This window comes from Alkalispirochaeta alkalica DSM 8900, from assembly GCF_000373545.1.
Lineage (GTDB): Bacteria > Spirochaetota > Spirochaetia > DSM-27196 > Alkalispirochaetaceae > Alkalispirochaeta > Alkalispirochaeta alkalica.
Window position 1 is genome coordinate 44,172 of record NZ_KB891698.1, and the last position, 24,208, is coordinate 68,379.

Consider the following 24,208-nt stretch of genomic DNA (forward strand, 5'->3'; position numbering starts at 1 on the left):
GGCCGGCCCTGTTTTTTCTGGTTATTCCTCGATCTTGAAACGCCCGATCTCGGCCAGGAGCGCATCGATGCTGCCCTGGTTTTCCCTGGTCATCTCGTCCACGAAGGAAACGGCCTGGGTGATCTCCTGAACGCCCTGGCTCATCTCGTTCATGCTGTGGGTGATCTCCTCGGTTATGGTCTTCAGGTTCTTGCTTTCCCGGGTAACCTCTGTGCTGCCCTGGAGCATGTCCCGGGAGCGATCCTTCACGGACTCGGTGATATCCGTGAGCTCGCTGATCGCCGTATAGACCTCCTGGCTCCCGGCATTCTGCTCTTCCATGGCGTTTTTTATCATCGATTCNTGGTGCGACACGGTCTTTACCTCGGAATAGATGTGTTCAAATTGCGTCTGGACTTCCCCGGTCGCTGCGGTGATGCCGTCCACGGAGGTCTTGATTTTGGCAAGCACGGCGGCAATTTTCTTTGATTCCTCACCGGAGGTTTCGGCGAGTTTTCGTATCTCCTCGGCTACCACGGCAAAACCCTTGCCCGATTCCCCGGCGTGGGCTGCCTCGATGGCGGCGTTCATGGAGAGGAGGTTGGTCTGGCTCGCGATATCGTGAATGACTTGGCTGATCTCCAGCAGACTGTCCGAGTCCAGAGCCACGATCTTGATATCCGAGGCCATCGCTTCCAGGGCCTCGCGGCCCTGTTCGGAGAGGCTGGTCAGGTTCTGGATGGCCGCGCTGTTCTTTACGAGTGTCCCCGTTACGGACTGGATGCTGGAGAGCATCTCCTCGATCGCCGCCGAGGACTGGGTAACGTTGCTGGATTGTTGCTCGATTCGGGCGTTCAGATCCTCGATCGAGCTGGTGATGGCCCCCGTGGTCTGGCTTGTCTGTTCCACGCTGGCGGCCTGGCGGAGGACCTGATTCTTGACGCTCTGGATGGTGGCGATCACCTCGGTTATGGCTGCCGCTGTCTGGGTCATGTTCGACGCCAGATCCCCTCCCAGACCGGAGAGCTTGTGGGCCTGAACTTTTATAATTCCCACCAGGTGACTGAAGGTATCGAGGGTCTGGTTGAANCCTTCGGCCAGCTCTCCTATCTCGTCGGTCCGGTTCGCTACCAGGCGCTTTGTCAGGTCTCCCTCGCCCTGGGCGATATCCTGGAGCATTCCCCGCAGGGTTTCCAGACCACGAAGCCTGGCCACAATCAGCAGGTAGGTGAGCCACGAGGCAACCACGACAAAGAGGATCATGAAGAGGAGCGAGAGCCCTGCAAAGTCCAGAAAGGAGGGAACGAACTCTTCCTCCGGTGCCAGCAGAATCATCCGGTAGCCGGTGCCCTCCAGGACAGACTCTGCCATGATCATGGTACCCGAAGCGGCAGAGTGATACCTGTGTATCCCGGGGTGTCCTGGAACAACCTGGCTTTCCGAGGGCAGGTACTCCGAGATCGAGCTGTCCAATGCGGTGGTGTCGGAGGACACCAGAATTCGCCCGGTCGTGTCTACAAGAGAGAGGACACTTCCGGGGCTGGGGACAGCGTTCTGGAAACTTTCCACGGCTTCATCGATGGAGAGACCGATCCCGGCGATACCGATCCGGTCTCCTTCACTGATGACAGCCGCGTTAAACCAGAGGAGGGTTTCGCCCAGCTCGGGGTTGAAGTCGAGATTCAGCATGACCTCCCGGGTTTCCCTGAGGCTGTCAAAGAACCAGCTGTCGTCGGAACGGTTGGGGTCCAGAACGTTCAGAACCCGGTCGCCTACGCGGAAATTTCCGGTGCTGGCCGTGGCGGTGAATCCCGACATCACTCCCGGGCGGTTCATTACCTCCAGGAGCATGGCTTCGATGCNCTCTCCAAGGCCCTGGTCCGTTTCGGCTCCCTCCATCCAGTCTATGAGAAAGGGGCTACGCGAGATCGAGAGCGCAATATCCCATCCCCGGGCGAGTTCGCTTTGAATATCGGCTTGGGATGCCTTCAGAATTATCGGGAAGGTCCGGTAGGACTGGTCGGCAAATTGCCGCCGTGCCGGAACCAGCCCGATCAGGAGAGCCGCGATCACCCCTATCAGGAGGGAGANCACGACCATGCCGGGGATCGATCGTTTCAGTTTCACAGAGATACTCCTTTTGTCTGTCCGGTTTTCATGTTCTCTTCGCTTCCGGTTTCGAGGCCCTCGTTGCGAGTCTGTGTATTGCGGGGAGGGCCCCTGCAGAAAGTGTATCGCCGAGGGAAAGATTGTCCAGACCATAGGGCGGACCCGCTGAAGTTTTGCGGTATTGTGTGCCGCTTTCGGTCTTTGGGAGAAAGAAAAAACTGCAGAAATTACCTTGTTCAGGGGAACCGAAGGGGATAGATTTCAGGGAATGGGGAGTTACGGAGGGAATAATCCCGGGCAGGGTGAGGTGATACTGCAGCGCTGGACCTACCACAGCCACNCCGAGGCCACTCTTTCCATTCTTCCCGACGGGTGTCGGGATCTGCTCTACTGGATAATCCCGGGCCGGGATCCTTTCTGGACCGTCTCGCCTCTCCAGCGTACTGCCATGACAGCTGCCATGGGTCGGGAAACCCGGCTGGTGGGGTACCGTCTGTCGCCGGGGGTAGAGGTCTCTGACCGGGTTCTGTCCGAACTGGGGGCCCATTCGGGGGATGATCCCGACGAGAGTGTTTCCCGGATTCTGGGGCTGATCGGAAGAGATCGTCGCGTGGAGGAGGCTCTTTCAGCGGTGGCCACGCTTCCGGCGAGCGTCGCCGATGTTGCGCTCCTTCTTGGCGTATCGGCNCGAACACTGGAACGTCTCCTTCTGGGGCGTACGGGAGCGACCCCCGTCTTCTGGACCCAGCTTGTTCGTGTGCGGGCTGCGGCCAGGTATCTGGCCGCGGGCGAGCGTTTTGTTGAGGTGGCGCTCCGGGCGGGCTACGCCGATCAGGCCCATCTCTCCCGTTCTGTCCGCCGGTGGTTCGGGGTGAGTCCCGGGGAGCTGGTTCACCGGTCTGATCTGGTGAACCAGCTCGCTTCTCCCGGTTACGATGCGGTCACGGGGGAGCAGATCTCTACCAGGTATCCGTCGGGATCGCTGACGTAGGAGGTGGTTTGTCCCCAGGGCTCCTGCCTGACCTCCTGCACCAGGGTTGCTCCGGCCTGGATAGCCTGGTGGAGTGCCGCTGGGACATCCTCTACCTCGAAGGCGATCTCGAAAACCGGGGCTGCGGGGTCTGGCCGTTCCGGATTTTTCCCCAGCTCTTTCATCAGTTTTCGTGATGAGAAGGAGAGGGCTGTCTCCCCCGAGGCCATCTGACCAAAGTCGCCGCCCTCGGCGATGAAGGTGGTGGCGAGGCCGAAGGCCCGGGAGTAGAACTCCGTGGACCGGGCCACGTCTTCAACAAAGAAAATCACGTAGGCAAGTTTTGCTTTCATGGCTCAAGTATCGTCGACGATGATCTCCCCCGTCTTGAAAATTTGCGACACCAGGGTATGGGAACAGACTCGAGCAGATCTCCCGGCGCTCCTGTTTCTTGTTTCTTGACAGCTCTTGTGGGGCGGCTCTATTCTTTTTCCGGGACTCGAGGCCTTTCCTTCAAAAGGTGCGTTCCCCAGGAGGTATTTCAGTGGAACAGACCCGAATAATCAGAATGGAAGAGCGGCACGTGGACGAAGCGGCCAGCTTTATCGCCCGGGTTCTGGACGAGCCCCAGGAGGTCACCGTTCAGGATCTTGAAGATTTTCTGGACTGGGATGACGACGAGGTCCTTCTTCTCGTGGCGGAGACCGGTGGTGGCCGCTTTGCGGGGGTGGCCGGTGTGGTCTACGAGGACTGGAATGATACCGCNACCATCGAGTGGATTGGCCTGATTCCGGAGCTGCGGGGGCAGAGTATCGGCTCGGAGATGCTGAACCGCATGATCGAATGGACCCGTGCCCAGGGGGGGCGCAAGATATACGTCGATACCGGGGTGGAAGAGGTGAAGGCCCTGGCCTTCTACGAGAAGAACGGGTTCTCCCGGGAGGCGGTTCTCAGGGACTGGTACGGCGACGGGAGCGATGCCGTGGTGCTCTCCCGGCGGGTCACGGAGGCTTCAGCACCCTGATCGGGTGCCGGTGACTACGTCCTGTGATCCTGGGGGGGGGCCACGGGAGGGACTCGCCGCACCGTTTCCCGCAAGAGGAGTCGGCCGTGGAGGACCTGCTCGGGGTGAACCGCTTCGCCCCGGATCATCTTCATGAGCGTCTCCGCTGCTGCCCGGCCCTTGTCTCGCCCGGGCTGGGAGATAGTGGTGAGCCGGGGTCTGGTGATGGTCGATTCGGGGATATCGTCGAAGCCAACCAGACTGAACTGGTCAGGAACGGTGATACCAATCTCGGCGAGCCGCTCCATCATCCCGATGGCCACGATGTCGCTCATCACCGCTGCGGCATCGGGANGGGTCTCCAGGGTGTGCAGGGTGTCGGCCACCTCTCTTCCGCCCTGAAGCGAGGTCTGACACGAGAGCTCGATCAGCTCGGGGGCCCCGGCGGCCGGGTGTTCCCGAGGGGGGCCGAAGCGTTCTTCAAAGACCTCGCGGTACCCTGCGAGCCGCTCGGATCGTACGTGGGAACCAACGCTCATCTCCCGGGCATCTACCAGAGAGATCAGGGCGATCCGGCGGTGCCCCCTTTCCGTCAGAAGCGTCATGGCTTCCCGGGCGAGTTCGCGATCGCGGATACCCACAACGGGAAACCCGTTGCCCGCTTTCCCGTCGATCGAGACAAAGGGGAGAGACCGGCGCTGGATAAGCTCCACTGCCTCGTGCTCGGGCTCCAGCCCCAGCGTGATGAGTCCGTCCACGGCTGCGTTCTGTACCCCCAGGAGGAGGGACTGCTTGATGGGGGGGATCAGGGTCAGGGTATGGCCTTCCTGCTCGCAGACCTGGCCGATGCCCTGAATAATGAGTGAGAGATAGGGGTTTTCCAGGGCTTTTGGTATGACCTGGGGCAGGAGCAACCCGATCGTTCCGTAGCTCCCCTTGCTGAGGTTGCGTGCCCCCGGGTTGGGTACGTACCCCATCTCGGTTGCGGTGGTGAGGATTTTTTCCCGCGTCTCCCTGCTGATCCGGGCCGGATCGTTGAAGGCAAAAGATACGGTGGTCTTTGAAAAGCCTGTTGCCTCGGCAACGGCCCGGATCGTTATTCTTCCCATCTGTTTGCTGTTTCTGTCTGTATCCTGTAGTACGGGAATTATAGGGCAGGGATCCTATTTTATCGACCCCGATACCATCCCGCGGATAATTTTCTTTTGGGCAAAAAAGAAAAACACCAGGGCAGGGAGCATCGCCATCAAAATGGCCGTGAGTATCAGGTCCCATTGTTTTACAAAGGCTCCCGCATAGTTGGCTACCGCCAGGGGGAGGGTCTGGAGGCGGTTTCCGCGTCCCAGCACGAGCAGGGGCAGGAGGAAATCGTTCCAGATCCACAGGCCGTGCAGGATTGCTATGGTGGCGTGCAGGGGTGTGAGAAGGGGGAAAATAATCCTTCTGAAAACCTCGTGAAGAGGACACCCGTCGATGATGGCTGCCTCCTCCAGTTCCAGGGGAATGCTCTTGATGAAGCCGTGGTACATGAAGACCGAGAGGGAGAGGCCAAACCCCAGATAGGAGAGGATGATCCCCTGGTAGCTGCGGAGCAGGCGAAGCCCCGTGAACTGGAAGACCAGGCGAAACCACGATACCAGGGGAAACATCACGATCTGAAAGGGAATCACCATGGCTGCCACAAAGGTGAGGAAAATGATCTGCGAGAGCNTCGTNCTGGTTCGCACCAGAACCCATCCTGCCATGGCCGGGAAAAGGGTGACCGCCAGAAGCGACGAGGCGGTGATTACCACGGAGGAGAAGAAGGATGAGGGGTAGCGGACGCTCGGACTTGTCCAGATCGTTCCCATATTGACGAAGAGCTGTCCCCAGTTATGGGGAAGGGCCANGGGGAACTGGGTGGCACTGAAGGAGTCCTTGGCAGCGTTTATCAGGACGATAGCGAAGGGGTAGAGAAAGAGGATGAGGAACATCACCATAATCCCCTCGAAGAGGATCTGTCGTTTTCGGTCGCAGCGGCTCATAGTTCCAGTTCCTTTCGTTTGTTGATTCGCACCTGAAAGACCGAGACGGCCACGATCACGATGAAAAAGATGACCGCCCGGGCCTGTCCCGCTGCCAGGTTGTTACCCACAAAGGCGGTGTTATAGATGTTCATGGCCAGAAGCTCTGTTCCNAAGATCGAACGGCCCATAAAGGTTGTTGCCGGACCTCCGGCGGTGAGGGAGTAGTTCACATCGAACTGCTTGAAGGAGTTCACCAGGGTAAGAAACATGGTGACCGTAAAGGCCTGGGCGATCATGGGAACGGTGATAGCCCGAAACCGCTGCCACTCCGAGGCGCCGTCCAGCGTGGCCGCCTCGTAGAGTTCGGTGGGCACTCCCTCGATGGCGGCGACGTAGATCATCATGATGTAGCCTGCGTACTGCCAGCTCCCCACGATAACCATGGCCATGATCGCTGTGGGGACCTCGCCCAGGAGCAGGTTGTCGGGGTTCGCCAGGGCAGAGAGAAATGGCACGGTTCGTCCTGCCGCCGGAAGGGCGTTATTGAAGATGAACTGCCAGAGGTACCCCAGAATCAGTCCGCCGATGAGGTAGGGGATGAAAAAGCCCATCCGGTAGAGGTTGCGGAGCTTGAGCGTGCTGGTCACCGCCAGGGCCAGGATTATTGCAAGGGTGTTGATGAGGGCCACGCTGGCCACGGTATAGATCGAAGTTATCAGAAAGGAATAGAGGAACGCCGGGTCCCTGAGGCTGTTCCGATAGTTCGTGATTCCCACGAGGGATATCCCCTGGCCTGCCCGGGCTGTGGCGTTCCAGTCCGTGAAGGAGTAGTACACGCCAATGCAAAAGGGAATCAGGACGATCATCACAAAGGCGAATAACACCGGGGCAAGAAAGAGCCAGAAGGTGATGGTATGTTTGGTTCGTGTCATGGTAACTCCGGAGCGGGGGCTCGGGGCCTGTTCGGTCAGGCCCTGACCCTCTTCTCTCAGCGCGAAGGCTGATGATCGATCGGTGATGCCCGGTGTGCGGTTTGTCCGCGCACCGGGCGGGGTTTCTCCCGGATATCGGGGTCAGGGCTCCCGGGTCTCGAAGGCCCAGGTTAACTGACGAACAAACTCATCCCGATTGATCTGGCCCGTGGCGAAGCGGTTGTAGATCGGCGCCAGGATCTGATCGCGGAAATCGTTGCTGAAATGGTACTGGCTCCAGGAGAAGACCTGGTCCCGGGCGGCCCATTCCTGAACCGACCTCGAGAGTTGNCCGGCGGGGCCTATCTCGATATTGGAAAAGGCGGGGATCATCCCGGCCTCGTTGACCATGAAGGTTTGTCCTTCGGTGGTATAGACCTTGTCGCGCAGAAACTGCTTTGCTGCCTCAATGTTGGGTGATTCAGCGTTGATCACGTAAAACGATGGTGCCGAGACAAAGATCCCCTCGGTGTCAGCGCGCTGCGAGCCGTGGGGGGCGAAGGCTCGGGCGAAGTCAGCTCCTGCCGATTCCAGATTGGGGTCCACCCAGTTGCCCTGATGCAGAAAGGCGGCGCGTCCCGTGGCGAAGGCTCCGACCTGGGTGTCGTAGTTGCCCGTGGTGAGGACGGTTCTGTCGGCGTACTGAAAGAGAAGGGCTACCCAGTCGGCGTACTCCTTCAGGCGTTGCTGGTCCACCCGNCCGTTCAGAAGGTCCTCCACAACCGAGAGATCTCCGTAGGGAAGGCCGTTGGAGAGGAGGGAGTTGAAGTTATGGTGCGCGGTAACCCAGCCCATGTCAGCTGAGGCGGCCATGGAGACTACCGAATCGATCCCCAGGTCTGCTTTCATTGAGTCCAGGCGCCGGAAGGCCCGCTGGTAGGCATCGTAATTGACGAGCTCCTCGGGATCGATCCCTGCNTTCTGGAGAATGTCGGCGTTGTAGGCCATGCCCCACCCCTCGAGGGCCACGGGAAATCCGTAGACCCGGCCGTCTCTGGTGAAGGCCAGGGAGGTGTCGGCTACCCAGGGTTCATCGGAGAGGTCCAGAATGAGNCTCTCCCATTCGAGATAGTCCTCGGGGCCGGCAATGATGAAGATATCGGGCATCTCCCCTGCTGCGTAATCGGCGCGAAGCTGTTGCCCGAGGGTTGCCCCCGTTCCGCCGCCTACGGATTTTATGGTAACGCCGATTCCGGTCCGCTGCGCCCAGTCCGAACCGTAGCGTTGCAGCATGGCGTCGATCTCGGGTTTGTTCTGCATGAGCGTGATTGCTTCTCTTCCGTCGTCCCGGGAACACCCCGAAAAGAGTGCCGCAAGCGAGATCGCTGCGATGGACAGGAGCGCCAGTGCCACCGGGGCTGTTTGTTTTTTCATGGGAAACCTCCTCTTGTTGCGCCTGGGTCTTGCTGCGTCCGAGTGTGGTGGTGCCGATCGGGGCCAGGCCGCCGCTTCGGGTCTTCTCTGACGCGCTTATAAACAAAACTAAACCGGTTTAGTTTAGCTGTCAACAAAAAGGTTTGGTCATGATCCGTTGAGATCCCGGCTTCTGGCATCGTGCCGTAGGGTAATTTCGGGGAGAGTGAGGCCCTGGGGAATCTTCGGGTTCAGGCGCGTTCGCTGGTTCCGGCGGTCACGCTGGTTCCGGAGGTCGCTCTGGTTCCGGAGGAAGAAGAAGAGACTCCAGCGGTCGGCGGAGCGAAAAAGGGACGGGCCTGGCACGGCCAAAGCGGAGAAGAAAGTTGGGCCGGATCCCCGGGGCTGAGAAATCCTGACGCAGGGAGGGTCGCAACGCCCTCTCTTCCAGGGGTTGGTTGATGAAGGCGCTGGAGATTCCCCGGGTTGTCGCGGCCAGGGCGAATCTCTGGTAGCAGCGCCCCGCTTCTATCCATCCTGATGGATCATCGGTATCGCAGGAGAAGAGAGCTACGCCCCAGGAGCTGCGGATCTGCCGAGCCAGGCGGTCTGACTCCCGGGAAGGGGTAAAGAGGAATCGGAATATCGGGGTGCCGATCCAGCGGGGAACGGGAGGGTTGCCCGTGACCCGCGCCGGGAGACCGTCGCCAGTCCTGATCGCTTCACGGTCGCTAAAGCGAATCCACTCTTCGAGCTCCCGGCAAAAGGCCGGGTTTGTAATTTGCCGGGTGTTGCCTTCGATGACATATTCCAGCGCTCGTTCACGATCTGTCTCTTCCGTGAATAGTTGCAGATGAACCCCCGGTCCGCTCCCTGCTGCCTGGAGGACCTGAAGATCGTCGGGACTCGGGAAGGACGGGAGGTATTCGCCACGGGTACATTGCCTTCGGGGGATTGCCTGAAAGCGTTCTCTTGTGGTGGCCGGGGGAACACTGNTGGTTGAGTTCCTGGAAAAAGAAATAGTTGCTGTGTCAGCTTCCGGATCGTACTGGCAGGTTCCGCGAAATCCCTGGATTTCTGCGGCCACCATAATGTTCTCTGCTGCGCATCCCAGCGATGCGTAGAGGTGGTGATCATCGGGATCGACCACCGGTGTCCGACGGGAGAGGTCGGGCAGGATATCGATGCCTGTCGAATGGGTTCGGAACTTCCAGGACTGGGTATTGTGTCCCGATGGGGCAAGCAGGGCTGCACGGAGAAGACTCGCATAGTGCGGGGCAGTTTCNCCTGAGGNCTCTCCCCGTGACGAGGGTGCCCCCCCTGGGGGTGCTGAAAGAAGCGCGGGGTTTCGCTGGGCCGCTGCCGTTTCGAAGTAGGTCACTGGTGCTCCTCCTGAATATGGCGCTTTTCCCACAGGCGGGTGATGGAGATGTACAGGCAGAAGAGGATCAGCACGGCNATCCCCGTTACACCAAAGACTCCCAGGGCGTGAAAGCCCCCCCGGTAGACTCCCAGGNGGAAGAGCGATCCCACGGCGATTGCCCCGGAGGCCAGGGGGGCGATCCCCAGGAAGAGAATTTGCTCTCTCCGGGAGAGGTCTACCGGATAGGTGAGGGGGATGCCCCGGAGGGCCATGAGAAAGAATTCCGCCAGCCCCGCGCCTGCCCAGAGCAGGAAGAGATCGAGGGTCTCGATCAGGGATTGCCCCAGTAGTGTCCACCGGAAGAGAAGTACGGCGAAGAGCCCCCATTTGAGAACATGGCAGATGATGCTTTCTATCAGACGGTTTTCCTGTTTGAGTCGTTCATCGGTTATCATGGGTGTTCCTCCCTGGGGTAGCCCTCCCTGGGGTCGGGAGAGGTGATTTTTGCCTGGGGGGCTGCCGGATGCCCGAGGGTCTCCGGGAGATCCCGGGTTTCCCGGGAGACGGGAACATCCCCGGGCCAGAAGAGCTGGTCCAGTGTTTTTTCCAGAGCACGGCAGAGCTTGAGGCAGAGATCCAGGGTCGGATTGTACGCCCCCTTTTCTATGAGACCCACGGTTTGCCGGGTGATTCCTGCCTTTCGGGCCAGCTCTTCCTGGGTCATCCCCAGTTGAGCCCGCTCCTGGCGGATCCGGTTTTCCTGGCTGTTCCTCTGGTGCATATCAGAAATGTAACTCATGTATTGCATTATGGCAACTATATTTTGCATATCCCGGGTTCCGGTCTCTCGAACGCCCGGGGATTGACAGGATCGAGTTGCTTTGTTAATAGTTAGATAGTTTAATTATCAAAGAGGCGTTGTTATGAATGATTCGGGATCTCCCGGTGAGGCTGCGGTGATCATGGAAATGGTCACGGCACTCACGCTCTTTACGCGGCAGACCATGGTCAAATGGACGTCGGACCTGGCCCGGGAGGAGGGAATCACGGCTGAGCGGTACATGATGCTCTTCGAACTGTCCCTGAGCGAGGATATCAGCCTGAAGGAGCTGTCCCGGATTTACGGTGTTTCCTCTGCGGCTGTGTCGGTGATGGTTCATTCCCTGGTAGAGCAGGGAATGGTTTCCCGATCCAGAGATGGCCGGGATCGGCGCCGGGTGGTGCTGGGGCTTACGGAGAAGGGGCAGGAGACGCTGGGGCGGCTGGAGGAGCGTTTTACCGCGCGGTTTCAGGTATATCTTGAGGAGATNCCCTCCGATGCCCGGNGGGAGTTCTTTCTTCTCTCCAGGCAGATGGTTGGCCTGGTGCGGCGAATAATGGATCAGACCAATGGAAGCGATGGATAGACANGGCATGGCTCAGGCCGGACCANTCAGACAAGCCGGACCAGCAAGACAGGCCGGGTCAGCCAGACCCACGGCCGGGGAGGAAAGCGCGGCCCGACGGGAGTTTCTCACCGAGCCCGTGGGAAGACTGATTATTCGCCATGCCTCTCCGGCGGTGATCTCCATGGCCTTTCAGGCGCTCTANCAGATTGTGGATGGCATCATGGTGGGCCGGAGTCTGGGACCCGACGCCATGGCCTCGGTGAACGTTCTCTACCCGCTGGTAGCGCTCGTAGCGGGCCTTGCGGTCATGATCGGTACGGGAGGGAACGCCCGGGCGGCGGTCCTTCTGGGGGCGGGTGACCATCGGGGAGCGTCGCGGGTTCTGGGAACGATCCTCCTGCTGGGATTTCTTNTGGGTGTTCTGGGTGCTGCGATTACGGCAGCNCTGGTTCCCCAACTGCTGGCGCTTCTGGGGGTGGGGCCGGTCCTCTCCGGGTACGTGAGGGAGTATCTCCTGGGGCTGCTTCCCTTCTTCTGGGGAATGATCCTGGTCTTTATCCTGGAGCAGTCCGTGCGGAACGACGGCNAGNCCGCCCTGGCGAGCCTGGTCATGGCAGGGAGTGCTCTGGTGAATATCGGTCTGGACTATCTTTTTCTCTTTGTCCTGGATCTGGGGATCATCGGGGCTGCNTGGGCTACGGGGATTTCCCAGACCGGGGCNGCCCTGATCTTTCTGGGCTANTTCCTGGTAAAGACCCTTCGNCGCGAACCGGGGCTCTCCCTGGGGCGCCCCGTGAGGGAGGCCCGGACCTTGCGTATTATTTGCATAAACGGCTCATCGGAGCTGCTGAACTCCCTTTCGGGCGGAGTTACGACCTTTCTTTTTAACCGGGTGCTCCTGGGCGTGGTTGGTGCTCTGGGGGTGGCGGCCTTTACCGTTGTGCAGTATCCCGTGATGCTGGGGGTGATGGTGGTACTCGGCCTGGGGAGCGGGGTTCAGCCTCTCTTCAGTTATAACTACGGGGCGGGGGAGGTGCTGCGGGTGCGCCGGGCCTTGCACGCTACCCTGGCGATCTCTCTTGTGGTGGGGATTCTCCTCTGGGTATCTCTGGGTGCTCCCGCCCGGGTCATAGCGGCCCTTTTTCTGCCGGGTCACGGCGAGGCTCAGAGACTTGTCGCCGAGGCGGCCTCCTTTTTCCGCTGGGTCGTGCTGTGTATGCCCCTGGGTATTATCGCTTCGGTCTATTTTACNGCCCGGGAAGAGGCGGGAAAATCCCTGGCGATCGCCCTGGCGCGGGGGCTCGTGGTGCCGGTTGCGGGGGTGCTCCTGCTTCCCCTGTGGCTGGGTGTTTCGGGAGTCTGGCTTACCCCGGTTATCGCCGAAGTTGTTGCCTGTGTGCTCGTGGTGTGGCTCATGGGCCACTCCGGGAGGTCCTCCGGTGGTGATACCTCTGGAGATGGCTCGGGCAAGGGCTGCTCAGGCCGAGTCGGTGCGGTTCAGGCGTAGTTCCGTGTGCCGGGCTGCCCAGGAGCAGAGGGAACTCAGAAGAAAGTACATCACGGCGATGGTGATCCAGATCTCGAAGGTTCGGTAGGTTCCGGCCATTACTTCGAGCCCCTGGAAGGTGAGTTCCGGGATCGAGATGACCGCCACGATGCTGGAGTCCTTGATGACCGAGATAAACTGCCCCACCGCGGCGGGCAGAACCACGCGCCAGGCCTGGGGAAGCACCACGTAGCGGTAGCGGTCGATCCCGGTGAGGCCCAGGGCCTGGGCCGCTTCGTTCTGCCCCCGGGGAACCGACTGGATTCCGGCGCGGATAATCTCTGTGAGATAGGCGCCCTCAAAAATCCCCAGGGTAACCACGGCCGAAACAAAGGCTGGAAGCTGCCGGGGCGGCGCGGCCAGGATGCTCACCGCCCGTGCTCCTGCGGGGGTGAGGCGCGATGCCCACTGTTCGATCCCCAGAATGGCGTTAATTTGCTCTCCCAGGAAAAAGTAAAAGAGGAAGACCAGCACCAGGGGCGGGGTGTTTCGTGCAAACTCTACGTAGGTCCGGGTGACCATCTGTGCCAGGAGACGCCTTCGGGTTGCCACGATTCCCATGGCGAGACCGATCACAACGGCCAGGAGGGCCGACCAGATCGAGAGGCGCAGGGTTGTAAAGAGCCCCTGGAGCAGCACGCCGGGGACCAGTCGCCCTGCGGCATCGCGCCGCAGGGAGTAGCGGCCGATCACGGACCAGTCCCAGCGGTAGNNCCCCCCGCCGTTAATGAGGGGGAGGCCGATCCGCACCACCGCAACTGCCAGCAACGACAGGAGCAGCAGATCCAGGGCAGAGANCCGCCGGGGAGTCCGTGCCGCGTAGGGTCCGATCAAAGCTGGTCGGCCCAGTCGCGGGTTTCGAACCAGTAGGCCTTGCGCTCTGCGAGCCAGCCTTCGGCCTCTACCACGGTGATCCAGCTGTTCACGAAGTTCAGGATGTCCACGTCCCCCTTGGGCAGGGCAAAGCCGATCGGTTCCCGCGTGAAGGTTCCNTGGATGGGTAAAAAGAGCCGGTCCGGATTCTCCACCACCTGGAACGCCGGAAGCGGTGCCGAGGCGACCAGGGCGTGGGCCCGNCCGTTGAGNATTTCCTGGACGGCCCGGGATTCGTCGTCAAAGAACCGGTGCTGCGCCTTGGGAAAGGTCCGCTCGGCTGCGTCGGCGGCGGTGGTTCCAATGCGGGCGGTGATGACCACCTGGGGATCGTTGAAGTCTTCCAGGGTATCAANGCCCGCAGCAAGCTCCTGGTGCGCTGCAATGGCCATTCCCGAATGGTCGTAGGGGATGGAGAAGTTCACCGAGAGGTTTCGGGCCGGGCGGATTCCCATGCCGCCGATGATCATGTCAAACCGTCCCGTCAGGAGAGCGGGGATGATCCCCGACCACTGGGTGGGGACAAACTCGATCTCGACCCCCATGTCTTCCGCCAGGCGTCGGGCCACGTCGATCTCGAAGCCNATCAGTTCGTCCNGGGCATCGCGCATGGCCCAGGGAACAAAGGTGGACATTCCCACCCGCAGGACTCCCCGCTCCTGGATCGCTTCGAGGAGGCTGATCTGGCCCGTGGCGGGCCCTCCCCGGGAGGATTCCTGGNCCTCTCCTGCGGGGACGCAGGCCAGAAGTGTGGTCAGTGTCAGGGCTATNAGGGCTGTCAGGGCCAGAAGGGCTCGTCCCCTCCGGGGCCTGCTGTTCTTGGTCGTGGTCATGTTGTTCCTCCTCTTTTCTGGACTGGTTGTTCCGGACGCGCCCCTCGGGGGCGCGCTCGTTTTCGGGTTTTCATAAGACCTTGCTCAGAAATGCCCGGGTTCGGGGTTCCCGGGGCGCGTCAAAGAGGTCCTGCGCCGGGGCGATCTCCACAAAACGCCCCTCGTCGATAAAGACAGCTCTGGATCCTGCCTCGCGGGCAAAGCCCATCTCGTGGGTGACCACCACCATGGTCATTCCCTCCCGGGCCAGATCGCGCATTACGTCCAGAACTTCGCCGATCATCTCCGGGTCCAGGGCGCTGGTGGCTTCGTCAAAGAGCATCACCCGGGGGCGTAGCGCCAGGGCCCGCGCGATGGCCACGCGCTGCTGCTGCCCGCCCGAGAGCTGGCTCGGGTAGGCCTCGACCCGGTCGGCGAGGCCCACCTTTTTCAGCAGTTCCAGGGTGGTTTCCCGTGCCTCGCGGGGGGATGTTCCCCGGACCCTGATCTGGGCCAGGTCGATGTTCCTGCCGGCGGTCATGTGAGGAAAGAGGTTGAACTGCTGGAAGACCATCCCCGCCTCGGTACGGATTGCCCGGCGGTTTCGGGGGTTCTCGTCCAGGGGGATCCCGTCCACCACGATCGTTCCCGAATCGGCGCGTTCCAGACCGTTNAGGCAGCGCAGAAAGGTGGATTTTCCCGAGCCCGAAGGCCCCACCAGGACAACCACCTCGCCGCGGCGGACCCGCAGACTGACTCCGTCCAGGGCCCGAACGCCGTTGGGAAAAGTCTTTGTCAGTCCCTGGACCTGGATGATCTCTTCCCGCGAATCCGGGGCTGTTTCAAAGGTATCAGCTATGCTGCTCATGGGGGACTCCCAGGGTGTGTTTCAGCAGCGACACTGCTACCGAGAGTGAGATAGTGATAACCAGGTAGATGCCGGCCACCACAAACCATATTTCGAAGGCCAGAAAGGTCTGGGCCACCACGACCTGGCCCCGCATGGTGAGGTCGTAAATCGCGATGGTGCTCACCAGGGCGCTGTCCTTGATCAGGGAGATAGCCTGTCCCACCAGGGGAGGCAGAATTCGCCGGAAGGCNTGGGGCAGAATGACAAAGCGCAGGGCATCGCCGTGGCTGAGACCCGTGCTGTAGGCGGCCTCCCATTGCCCCCGGGGAAGGCTCACGATTCCTCCCCGGATGATCTCCGATGCGTAGGCCCCCTCGAAGAGGCTCAGGGCGATCACCGCCGAGGTCCAGCCGTCCATCCCGATCAGGGGAGCGATCACAAAATAGGTGAAGAAGAGCTGCACGATCAGGGGGGTGTTGCGGATTACCTCCAGGTAGACCCGGGCGATACCCCGGGCCAGGGCCGACGAGGAGAGCCTGAAGAGGGCCGTTACCAGGGCTACCACCAGGGAAAGAACCAGTGATACCGCTGTCAGGCGCAGGGTGACGGCCAGCCCCTGAAGCAGGGGCCCCGCCTGCCAGCCCCGGTCTGTCACGGTATAGAGATAGCGTGGTACCCGGTGCCACTGCCAGCGGTAGCCCAGGGCAGCGGTGTTGTGGGCCATGAGGGCGCCCAGGGCAGCGAGGATCACCAGAAAAGCTGCAATATCTGCCCAGGGGGAACGGAGCCACCGCCGGAGCCGACGGGGTGCGGGAATGGACAAAAGGGCATCAGAGAAAATCATTACCGAAAAATAAGGGATCAGGGGGACGAAGGTCCAGAAAAAGAGCAAAAAAACCCCCGAAAGCCGGGAAACTCCAGCTTCGGGAGGTGACACCGCCAGGAACAGGAGCCGAAGGCTGGTCACGACGGAGTTGCCGTGCCCCGGCGGTCGTAGAAAAANCCGTAGAGGCAGGGCATTACCAGCAGCGCCGTGACGGTGGAAAAAAGAAGGCCGAAGACGATCGTTCCCGCCATGGGCCCCCAGAGGGGCGATTCCCCGAAAAGCCCCAGGGCGGTGGGCAGAAGCCCCCCGATGGTGGTGAGCGATGTCAGCAGGATCGCNCGGAACCGGGTCCGGGCGGCCCCGGCGACNGCGTCGGCCACGGAGTCTCCCTCNCGGCGCCGTTCGTTGATAAAACTCAGGAGGACGATGCTGTCGTTCACGGCGATTCCCGCCAGGGCGGCCCCGGCGTAGATGACCGTGGAGGAGAGGGGAAAGGNCGAGATCAGCAGAAAGACGATCACCCCCACAAAGGAGAAGGGCACGGAGAAGAGGATCAGCAGAGGCTGGGTATAGGACCTGAACTGGGTGCCCANGATCGCGTAGATCAGAAAGAGGCCGATCAGAAAGACTCGCAGAATATCCAGAAANATGTCGAGGATCTCGGCGAAGCGCCCCTCCAGGGTCAGGGAGAGTCCGGGAAACTCCCGGGAGACCTCGTCCTGCCAGAGCCGGTCCAGATCGCGGTTGATCTCTCCCAGCCGTTCCGTGGTGCGCGCTTCGGCGGTGACCGTCACCTCCCGGGTGCCGTCGACGCGGCGTATCAGGGAGAGCCCCTGGTCTACCCGGGCCGAGGCGACGCTGGAGAAGGGGATCATCCGCTCCTCGGGACCGGCGATCTGTACCTGCAGGGCCTCTTCCAGGGTTATCTCCCGGGGAAGGTCGTAGCGGACCCGCAGATCGGTCTCGCGGTTGTCCAGAAAAACCGATCCGGCAGGGACGCCCTCCAGAACGGCCCGGAGAAAATTCCCCGTTCGCTGGATGCTCAGGCCGTAGCGGGCTGCCGCCTGGTGATCTACGGTAATGCGAACCTCCGGGGTGCCCCGGTCAAAGTTGTCGGTGATGTTGTAGAGCTCGGGGTACTGCTCCAGGTGGAGCCGGAAGCGCTCCGAGGCCTGGCGGAGAGCCTGAAGATCGTCTCCGAAGAGCCGGAACGAGACGGGGGCGTCCCGGGGGGGGCCGCTGGGCTGCTCCCGGAAGACCACCAGCTCGGGGCCGGCTATACGGGCCGTGTCTCTCTGGATATCTTCCATGACCGTCCGGAGCGGGTCGGCTCGACCTGCCTGGGGGGTGAGGAGTTCCACCGAGATCTGGGCCAGGTTGCTCCGGCGCTCTCCCGATCGCCCCCCGCCGGAGAAGCCGATCGAGGAACTTACCGCCCTGATGTCACCCCTGCGGGAAGAGGAGAGGAGGTGGTCCTCAAAGATCGCTGCCGTGCGGGAGGTCTGTTCCAGGGAACTGCCCGGGGGCATCTCGATCTCGATATAGAAGAGCGAGACCTCCTCCGAGGCGAAGAGGTCCGGGGGAATCCGGCCTGCCTGGGAAAAGACCGCAACCATGATAAGGAAGATCACCGTCAGGGTGATGCCCCGCCTGCGGTAGAGCCTCCGCAGGAGTTTCTCGAACCGGTCCTGGAGGGTCGTGAGGAGCCTGCGGCGGGGGGGCTGCTTCCGGCCCGGCCAGTCGGCGTAGTGGGAGGGCAGAATGAAGGAGGCCTCCATGGCCGAGGCGACCAGGGCTATGGAAACGGTAACGGGAACGACCCGCAGAAAGCGTCCCACCACCCCCGGCAGAAAAGCCAGGGGGAGGAAGGCCGCCACCGTGGTGGCCGTGGCCGCGAGAACGGGCAGGATCACCTGATCGCTTCCCGCCACGGCGGCATCGCGCCGGGAGAGTCCCTGCTGCTGAAGGCGGTAGCTGTTTTCCACGGTGACGATGGCGTGATCCACGATGAGCCCCAGCACCAGGACCAGACCGAAGAGGGTATTGCTGTTCAGGGTTTCGCCCAGGGCGTCGAGGACCATGAAGGTCATGGCCAGGGTGAGGGGGATGCCCAGGGCGGTCATGAGGGCGTTGCGCAGCCCCAGGAAGGCGTAGAGCACCACCACCACCAGGATCAACCCCAGAAGCGCGTTGGAAAGAAGCACATCCAGGGTGTTGTTGATCGGCACAGACTGGTCGCTGAAGTAGGCCAGGCTGATCCCCCGGGGCAGGGACGATTCGAAGGACTCCGCCCGACGGCGGATCTCCTCGATGATGCCGATGGAACTGGCCCGGGGAAGCTTGGTTATCCGCAGGGCCACGGCGGGGTTGCCGTTGAATCGGGCCCGGGTTCCATCCCGGCGGTACTCCTGGTGAACCGTTCCCAGGCTCGAGAGGTGAAGGCTGTGTCCCTTCGCTCCTCGGGGTCCCCGGATCACCGTATCTTCCAGTTCCCGGATCGAGCGGACGGCCCCCACGGTGCGCAGGAGGTATTCCCGGTCCCCCGTCTCCAGGACCCCGCCCGGTACGGTGGCGTTTCGTTCTTCCAGAGCCTGGACCACCTCCAGGAGCGAGACCTGATAGGCCTCGAGCAGGTCCTGGTCCAGGCGGACGCTGATCTCCCGATCCCTGACTCCCACCAGCTCCACCCGGGAGACTCCCCGGATCGTTCGCAGGCGGTCCCGCAGGGTCTCGGCGGTCTCTACCAGGGTGGCGTAGGAACCCTCCCGGGGGGAGCCCTCTCCCGAGAGCACCACCTCGATCACGGGCAGAAAATCGTTGGAGGAGAACTCCTGGATCGTCTCCTGCTGGACCCCTGCGGGTAGAGAGACCCGGTTGAAGCGGTTCTGAACCTCCTGAAAGAGGCGGTCGAACTCCCGGCGGGAGACGGACTGGTCGAACTCCAGGGTCACCGAGCTGAAGCCCTCCCTCGTCTGGGATCTGACCCGGTCCAGCCTGTCCAGGTTTGCCATCTCGTCTTCCAGGGGAATTGTGACGGACCGCTCCACGTCCTCGGCGGCTACGCCCGGGTAGGGGACGCCGATGGTGATGAAATAGAAGGGCACCTCGGCGAACTGCTCCCGGGGGAGCCGCTGATAGCTGAAGAGTCCCAGAACGAGGATGACCACGGTGAGAATGTTCACCAGGACGGGGTTCGATACAGAGCGGCTGGCGATGCTCACCGCTGGTTCTCCCGGAGTGTTGCCCGAAGGGGATCGCCGTCGCGGAGGGGCGAGAGGGCGCTTACCACCACGAGATCACCCGGGTTCACCCCTCCCGCCAGGGCAACCCGGTCCGCAAAGGTCTCCAGCACCTCCACCTCCCGCAGAAGGGCGGTGTCTTTCCCTTCCAGGCTGTTGTCCTTGAGGAGAAAGAGGAAGGTCGCCTCTCCCCGGCGAAGGATCGCCTCCGAGGGAACCACCAGGTAGTTTGTGGTGTCCCGGGGAGCGATTCTCACCTGGACGGACATGCCGGCCCGTGTCCGAAGGGGACAGGGGTTCTCCCATTCAACCCGAAGGGGAAAGGCTCCCGTTCGGGGATCCGCAGCGGCTCCCACGGCAGAGACCCGGGCATCTCTCCAGATATCGGAGCAGGCCGGGACGCGGACCTGTGCCGCCGTGCCTGCCCGGACCAGGGCGATCTCCCGTTCCCCCAGGCCGATCTCGGTACGCAAGCGGCTGGTNTCGACGATACGCGCCGCCTGGACTCCCCGGCCCAGATAGGTCCCCTCTTCCAGGTCTATGGGCCTGGCGGCGATTCTGCCCGAGATGGGAGCCCGCACCTGGCGGTCGNTGTAGCGTTTTTCTGCATCGGTGAGGCGCGCTTCGGCTCCGCTCAGGGCGGCCCGGCGGCGGGCTGTCTCGGCTCTGGAGACGGTGCCCCGATCCTGGAGCGATTCCGCCGCAGCGAGTTCGATCCTGGCCAGTTCCAGATCTGCCCGGGCCTGGAGGACCTCGGCCTCTTCCCGGCGGGTGTCGAAGGAGAGGAGCACCTGGCCCTGCCGGACCTGATCTCCCAGATCAAAGAAGACCCGCTGCAGGGGGCCTTCTGTCTCGGTCACCACCGAGGCCTCGCGGATCCCCGAGACCATGCCGGACCCCCGGATGGTTCGGACCAGGGGGGCCTCTTCCACGGCCACGACCAGCACGGGCCGGGGTTCCTGCTCCGGGGGNTGTTCCGGGTCTTGCGCGGAACCTCGCGGGGGNCCGGGGCGGCAGGCTGCCAGGGAGATGCCTGCCAGGGCCACGACCAGGGCCCGGAGAAGGGGGCGAAGGGGATGGTGGTGTGTCGGCATGATCGTCCTCCCTGATGGTGCTCCGTGTTTTTTATCTCGTGCCCTCAAGTATACGCACCGAGGCCGGGAAAGGTCGAGGAAATGTTCGGGGGTCAGGTGCTGGAGAGGGTAAAGACGATGCGGACCTGCAGATCCATCTCCGAGGGGGTGTCATCGATGGTTCCCGGGTGAAAGAGCGCCGACTCGACCGCATCCAGGGCAGCCCGGGTCAGGCTCCGGCTGGGACCGGGGCGGAGGACCTCCGTTTTCAGGGGTGTTCCCCGGGCAGAGATCACCACGCGGATTAATACTTCACCCTCGATTCCACGGCGCCGGTCTGCCAGGGGATAGGAGGGAACGATGGGATCAACGGGGCGGGGTTCGTGGACGCGCGGGCCGGCAGGTGGCCCTTCCGGGGCGGGCGCTGATTGGTGAGAAGAGGTCTGGTCCCGATCTCCCCGGGCTGGATTTGCCAGGAGAGAATCCACCAGCCCAGAATCAACCAGAGGAGGATCTGCCACGGTCGGATCTGTCAGGAGCGGTTCGATTTCTGCCGGGGCCGGGGAGGTGTCCTGATTCCGGGGCGGCGGGATTGGTTTCGGGATCGGCTCCGGGGGTGGCGAAGGATCTGCCGGTTTCGGCTCTGCCGATTGAGGCTCTTCCGATGGTGACGGCCGTGGTGGTTCCCCGGAGGCGGGTTTGTTCCGGGCTTGCGTGCCCGGGGGAGACGATGCAGCAGGATCCGGGGGCTGGAGGTGGCGGAACTGTACCGTCAGAACTGTGGGAGAATCAGGGTCTGCTGAGGCAGGGGAAACGCCGGGGATCAGGGGCACCCCGGCGAAAACCAGAAGATGGAGAGCCAGGGAGAGCCCCAGAGCTGTCGCGAGGCGACGGCTCCGGGGTGAACCCGGTCGGTTTGGTGGGTGCATCTCCTTTCGCTCTCCTCTCTCCCGGGCTGTCTGTGCCGACCGGTCTGGTGATACCGGCCTGCCCCGTATCAGCCGCGTGTACCAGACTGCTAGTACCGGTAGGACGCGGCCAGGCGGAAGGTTCGGCCCGGGGCGGGGTAGTACCCATCGTCCCCCCACGCGTTGTAGAACACGAGGGGCGCGTAGGTCTCGTCGAAGATGTTTTTCACCTCGGCGCTCACCGCCAGATCTCCCGGGAGTCCCCGGGGTCGCAGGCGCAGAAAGAGATCGGTCAGAAGGTACTCATCCACCCGGTCCTGGGTGTTGGCGTCATCTCCGCTGCGATAGGACCTGCTGCGGAAGGTGAGGGCCGGACCGAACTCCAGGCCCAGCTCGGGAAGGAGCCGCACCGCCAGTTGGGCGTCCAGGCTGTGGTTGGGAACCAGAGGGATCTCCTTGTCCTTGTTGTCCCCCCCCGCAAAGGTGGCCATAACGTAGCTGTAGCCCGCAGATATGCGGAGCTGTTCCAGGGGTTCGCTTTGTATCTGCAGGTCTCCCCCGAGTCGGCGGGTCTTGTCGAGGTTTCTGTTTTCACCTTCCCACGTAACAGGGTCAGTAAACCAGGCGATCTCGTCTTCCATCTCCATCCAGTAGAGGCTGGCGTCCAGCCGCAGGAGCGCCCCCAGATAGAGTCCCCCTCCTGCTTCCAGAGTGAACCCCCGCTCCGGGTCCAGATCGCTCATGAACTGCTCCTGAAAGCCTTGTACTGAGGCCTGTTCGTCCAGGGCCGGATAGCGGAAGAGCGTTCCTCCCGAGACAAAGACCTTGGCGTACTCCAGGGGACGGTAGACCGCACTCAGGTCAAAGACCAGGGCCTGGTGGGTGGTGTCGCTGTCGATCCCTGCCTCGTCTTTTTCGGCACCGATGGTGCTGCGGTCGTAGCGGAGGGTTCCCCCCAGATCGAGTTGCTCTGTCACGTAGGCCGTGGTGGAGGCCACGGTTCCCAGGGTCCACTGGGAGAGATCTGCCCGGTACTCCTTCGTGTTGCGGCTTGAGGTCTCCCAAGCGGTGATCTCCTGGCGTGCCCAGGACCAGTCCAGCCCCAGGCGGGTCCGCAGGGGCACTGCTCCCAGATCCCAGTTCAGAATGAGCGCCGGCGATGCCGTGAAGGTGTGAAGATCCCTGTCGGTGTAGGTGCCCCAGCTTTCTGTATCGGTCTCCACTAGTTTCGCCGCGTAGCCCAGAGCGATCTCGGCCCGTGCAAGCGGGGTGGGGTACCAGACCAGATCCAGGTCCAGGCCAAAGTGATGCTCCGTGGCCTCGTCACCGGTATTGGTGGCATCGCTTGGGTCCTCCTTGTACTCTGTTTTGGTGAGGCTGCCCGGCATCTCGTAAAAGATATTGCCGTAGCGACCGCTGAGGCCCACCTCCAGGGTATCGGAGAGATCAAAAAGAGCGCCCATGGAGAAGTTGAGCGCCCGGTAGGCTGAACGGTCCCGGTGGCCATCGGTGGAGAAATGCTCGACCGAGGCGCGCAGACGGGAGCGCTCCCGGGCCAGGGAGAGGTTCAGCCGCTCCTGGTTTTCCAGGTTGCTTCCCAGTGCGAGAGACCCCGTCAGTTCCAGGGGAACCTCTGGCGAGGGAGTTTTGGTGATAATGTTAATCACGCCTCCCAGGGCGTGGTTGCCGTAGAGCGCGCTGGCGCCTCCGCGGAGTATTTCGATCCGTTCTATGGAGTCCAGGGGGATTCCCAGCCAGTTAATCCCTGACATATCGGGGTTATTCTGGCGGCGCCCGTCAACCAGGACCAGAACCCGCATGGCAGACCCCTCGCCAAAGCCTCTCATGTCTACCGTGGCCTGGGGGGCATTGGCGAAGCTCCGGAAGGAGACTCCCGCCTGGCGGTCCAGCAGTTCCGGGAGGTTTGTTGCGCCGGAGCTGCGGATCTCCTCCTCCGTTACAACGGTGACGTTGGCGGCGGTGGAGACTATTTCGGTGAGGATCCGGTCTGCCGTGACAACCACCTCGATGGTGGCCGGTTTCTGCTCTTCCTCCCGGTCCTTCTCCTGATTCTGCGCGGAGAGAAGGACCCCTGGCGCTGCCAGGAGGAGCAATCCCAAGAGATAGTGTTTCATGGTGGTGTGTGTTCCTTTTCGTTTCTTTGTTGAGTTGGTGTGTGCTGCGTTGGTGCGCCGCTCTGCGCCTGCGGTATGCCCGCAGTGGGCGGGGCCCTGTGTGGTTCCGGTAGTGGCCGTATCATGGTTGACCGTGCCTGGGCACCTCCTCTCCGGCACAAGGAGAGGATACACACCGATCGTGAGGGTCTGTGTGGGGTTGTCTCGTCACGCCTTCCTCCGAGGCCGTACGGTGTTTCGCGACGGGGCAGGTCTCCTGACTTACGGGTCTTCGTCGGTTGGCGCCTTCCCTTGCGGTGGCCTGTGCCAACGTTCTCACCGAACACAGTAGCGGGGACTGTCCCGGATTCTCACCGGGTTCCCTGACCTCGTATCGCGTATACGGATCTTGTCTGACAATACCATGGCCCGGGCGGGCCGTCAATTCAGGGTTAGTTTCCCTGACGCGAGCGGGCTTTAGTTGTCTTGAGCTGAACCACCGTCCCGGCAGCTCCCAGGAGCACCCAGCTCCCCATCAGCAGATAGAGCAATCTCTGGTCCAGCCGGAAGAGTCCCTCCATATCGGCGGGATTGACCCGGCCCGTGACAAAATAGGCCGATCCGATGACCATGCTCCAGGAACCGGCAAAGCTGGTGGAAAGAATGATCATGATCCGCTGGAGCAGGAGNGCTGCGATACCCGTGGCNGCGGCCAGGACAAGCAGAACCACCGGTTCCGGCGCAACCCCTCCCAGGGCAGAAAAGGCAACCCCCAGGACGGCCCCCAGAAGAGCGCCAATAAAGAAGACCCCGAAGAGATAGAGC

Annotated in this window: 21 protein-coding genes and 1 riboswitch; of the genes, 4 read left to right on the forward strand and 17 right to left on the reverse strand. The window is 62.0% G+C overall.

The features are described 5' to 3' along the window. Positions 1 to 21: 21 nt before the first annotated feature. Positions 22 to 2,241 (reverse strand): methyl-accepting chemotaxis protein, encoded by a 2,220-nt coding sequence (locus tag B071_RS18270; RefSeq protein WP_083914515.1) that lies wholly within the window; start codon positions 2,239 to 2,241, stop codon positions 22 to 24. 307 nt (positions 2,242 to 2,548) lie between these two features. On the opposite strand from B071_RS18270, the gene B071_RS16030 reads away from it, so the two are divergent. Then, complete coding sequence (locus tag B071_RS16030; RefSeq protein ID WP_438829583.1) at positions 2,549 to 3,079, forward strand: helix-turn-helix transcriptional regulator; 531 nt, start codon at positions 2,549 to 2,551, stop codon at positions 3,077 to 3,079. On the opposite strand, the gene B071_RS0105120 is transcribed toward B071_RS16030, so the two are convergent. Continuing rightward, complete coding sequence (locus B071_RS0105120) at positions 3,019 to 3,411, reverse strand: VOC family protein (protein WP_018526034.1); 393 nt, start codon at positions 3,409 to 3,411, stop codon at positions 3,019 to 3,021. The two genes, B071_RS16030 and B071_RS0105120, sit on opposite strands and share 61 nt — an antisense overlap. 215 nt (positions 3,412 to 3,626) lie before the next feature. Between B071_RS0105120 and B071_RS0105125 the strand changes: the two genes are divergently transcribed. After that, on the forward strand, positions 3,627 to 4,082 hold the full coding sequence (locus B071_RS0105125; RefSeq protein ID WP_438829584.1) for a GNAT family N-acetyltransferase: 456 nt from the start codon (positions 3,627 to 3,629) through the stop codon (positions 4,080 to 4,082). Between the two features lie 14 nt (positions 4,083 to 4,096). On the opposite strand, the gene B071_RS0105130 is transcribed toward B071_RS0105125, so the two are convergent. From B071_RS0105130 to B071_RS18965, 6 genes are all read right to left on the reverse strand, one after another. After that, positions 4,097 to 5,170 (reverse strand): LacI family DNA-binding transcriptional regulator, encoded by a 1,074-nt coding sequence (locus B071_RS0105130; RefSeq protein ID WP_018526036.1) that lies wholly within the window; start codon positions 5,168 to 5,170, stop codon positions 4,097 to 4,099. A 54-nt stretch (positions 5,171 to 5,224) separates the two neighbouring features. Then, positions 5,225 to 6,085: a carbohydrate ABC transporter permease gene (locus B071_RS0105135; RefSeq protein ID WP_018526037.1), complete on the reverse strand. Its 861-nt coding sequence runs from the start codon at positions 6,083 to 6,085 to the stop codon at positions 5,225 to 5,227. Then, positions 6,082 to 6,999 (reverse strand): carbohydrate ABC transporter permease, encoded by a 918-nt coding sequence (locus B071_RS0105140; RefSeq protein WP_018526038.1) that lies wholly within the window; start codon positions 6,997 to 6,999, stop codon positions 6,082 to 6,084. Before B071_RS0105140 ends, B071_RS0105135 begins: the two co-directional genes overlap by 4 nt. 141 nt (positions 7,000 to 7,140) lie before the next feature. Further along, positions 7,141 to 8,412, reverse strand: coding sequence for an ABC transporter substrate-binding protein (locus B071_RS0105145; protein WP_018526039.1), 1,272 nt, complete (start codon positions 8,410 to 8,412; stop codon positions 7,141 to 7,143). Between the two features lie 256 nt (positions 8,413 to 8,668). Next, the gene (locus tag B071_RS0105150) at positions 8,669 to 10,141 is read right to left on the reverse strand and encodes an Acg family FMN-binding oxidoreductase (protein WP_438829574.1); all 1,473 of its coding nucleotides are present in this window, start codon (positions 10,139 to 10,141) and stop codon (positions 8,669 to 8,671) included. A 64-nt stretch (positions 10,142 to 10,205) separates the two neighbouring features. Further along, positions 10,206 to 10,553 carry a helix-turn-helix transcriptional regulator gene (locus tag B071_RS18965; RefSeq protein WP_245534052.1) on the reverse strand — a complete coding sequence of 116 codons (348 nt, stop codon included), beginning with the start codon at positions 10,551 to 10,553 and terminating at the stop codon, positions 10,206 to 10,208. 205 nt (positions 10,554 to 10,758) lie between these two features. Here B071_RS18965 and B071_RS18275 point away from each other — a divergent pair, with 205 nt between their 5' ends. Beyond that, a complete protein-coding gene (locus B071_RS18275) occupies positions 10,759 to 11,160 on the forward strand; it encodes a MarR family winged helix-turn-helix transcriptional regulator (RefSeq protein WP_438829585.1) in 402 nt (133 codons plus the stop codon). Between the two features lie 7 nt (positions 11,161 to 11,167). Further along, a complete protein-coding gene (locus tag B071_RS0105175; protein ID WP_018526044.1) occupies positions 11,168 to 12,649 on the forward strand; it encodes an MATE family efflux transporter in 1,482 nt (493 codons plus the stop codon). Here the strand turns inward: B071_RS0105175 and B071_RS0105180 are convergent. The 9 genes from B071_RS0105180 to B071_RS16045 form a co-directional block, all read right to left on the reverse strand. Continuing rightward, positions 12,620 to 13,441, reverse strand: coding sequence for an amino acid ABC transporter permease (locus B071_RS0105180; RefSeq protein ID WP_438829586.1), 822 nt, complete (start codon positions 13,439 to 13,441; stop codon positions 12,620 to 12,622). The two genes, B071_RS0105175 and B071_RS0105180, sit on opposite strands and share 30 nt — an antisense overlap. 77 nt (positions 13,442 to 13,518) lie before the next feature. Next, complete coding sequence (locus B071_RS0105185) at positions 13,519 to 14,394, reverse strand: transporter substrate-binding domain-containing protein (protein ID WP_018526046.1); 876 nt, start codon at positions 14,392 to 14,394, stop codon at positions 13,519 to 13,521. A gap of 70 nt (positions 14,395 to 14,464) precedes the next feature. Continuing rightward, entirely contained in the window at positions 14,465 to 15,241 is a 777-nt protein-coding gene (locus B071_RS0105190) for an amino acid ABC transporter ATP-binding protein (protein WP_018526047.1), read from the reverse strand. Then, positions 15,225 to 16,067 (reverse strand): amino acid ABC transporter permease, encoded by an 843-nt coding sequence (locus B071_RS0105195; protein ID WP_051075265.1) that lies wholly within the window; start codon positions 16,065 to 16,067, stop codon positions 15,225 to 15,227. Before B071_RS0105195 ends, B071_RS0105190 begins: the two co-directional genes overlap by 17 nt. A 119-nt stretch (positions 16,068 to 16,186) precedes the next feature. Then, positions 16,187 to 19,270, reverse strand: coding sequence for an efflux RND transporter permease subunit (locus tag B071_RS0105200; RefSeq protein WP_018526049.1), 3,084 nt, complete (start codon positions 19,268 to 19,270; stop codon positions 16,187 to 16,189). Next, entirely contained in the window at positions 19,267 to 20,382 is a 1,116-nt protein-coding gene (locus B071_RS0105205) for an efflux RND transporter periplasmic adaptor subunit (RefSeq protein ID WP_018526050.1), read from the reverse strand. Before B071_RS0105205 ends, B071_RS0105200 begins: the two co-directional genes overlap by 4 nt. Positions 20,383 to 20,474: 92 nt before the next feature. Next, positions 20,475 to 21,290 (reverse strand): energy transducer TonB, encoded by an 816-nt coding sequence (locus B071_RS18970; protein ID WP_083914517.1) that lies wholly within the window; start codon positions 21,288 to 21,290, stop codon positions 20,475 to 20,477. Positions 21,291 to 21,379: 89 nt separating this feature from the next. Beyond that, positions 21,380 to 23,404 (reverse strand): TonB-dependent receptor, encoded by a 2,025-nt coding sequence (locus B071_RS20170; protein WP_018526052.1) that lies wholly within the window; start codon positions 23,402 to 23,404, stop codon positions 21,380 to 21,382. A 229-nt stretch (positions 23,405 to 23,633) separates the two neighbouring features. Then, a riboswitch (cobalamin riboswitch) is annotated at positions 23,634 to 23,790 on the reverse strand. A gap of 45 nt (positions 23,791 to 23,835) precedes the next feature. Continuing rightward, complete coding sequence (locus B071_RS16045) at positions 23,836 to 24,183, reverse strand: TM7S3/TM198-like domain-containing protein (RefSeq protein ID WP_438829587.1); 348 nt, start codon at positions 24,181 to 24,183, stop codon at positions 23,836 to 23,838. Positions 24,184 to 24,208: the final 25 nt, after the last annotated feature.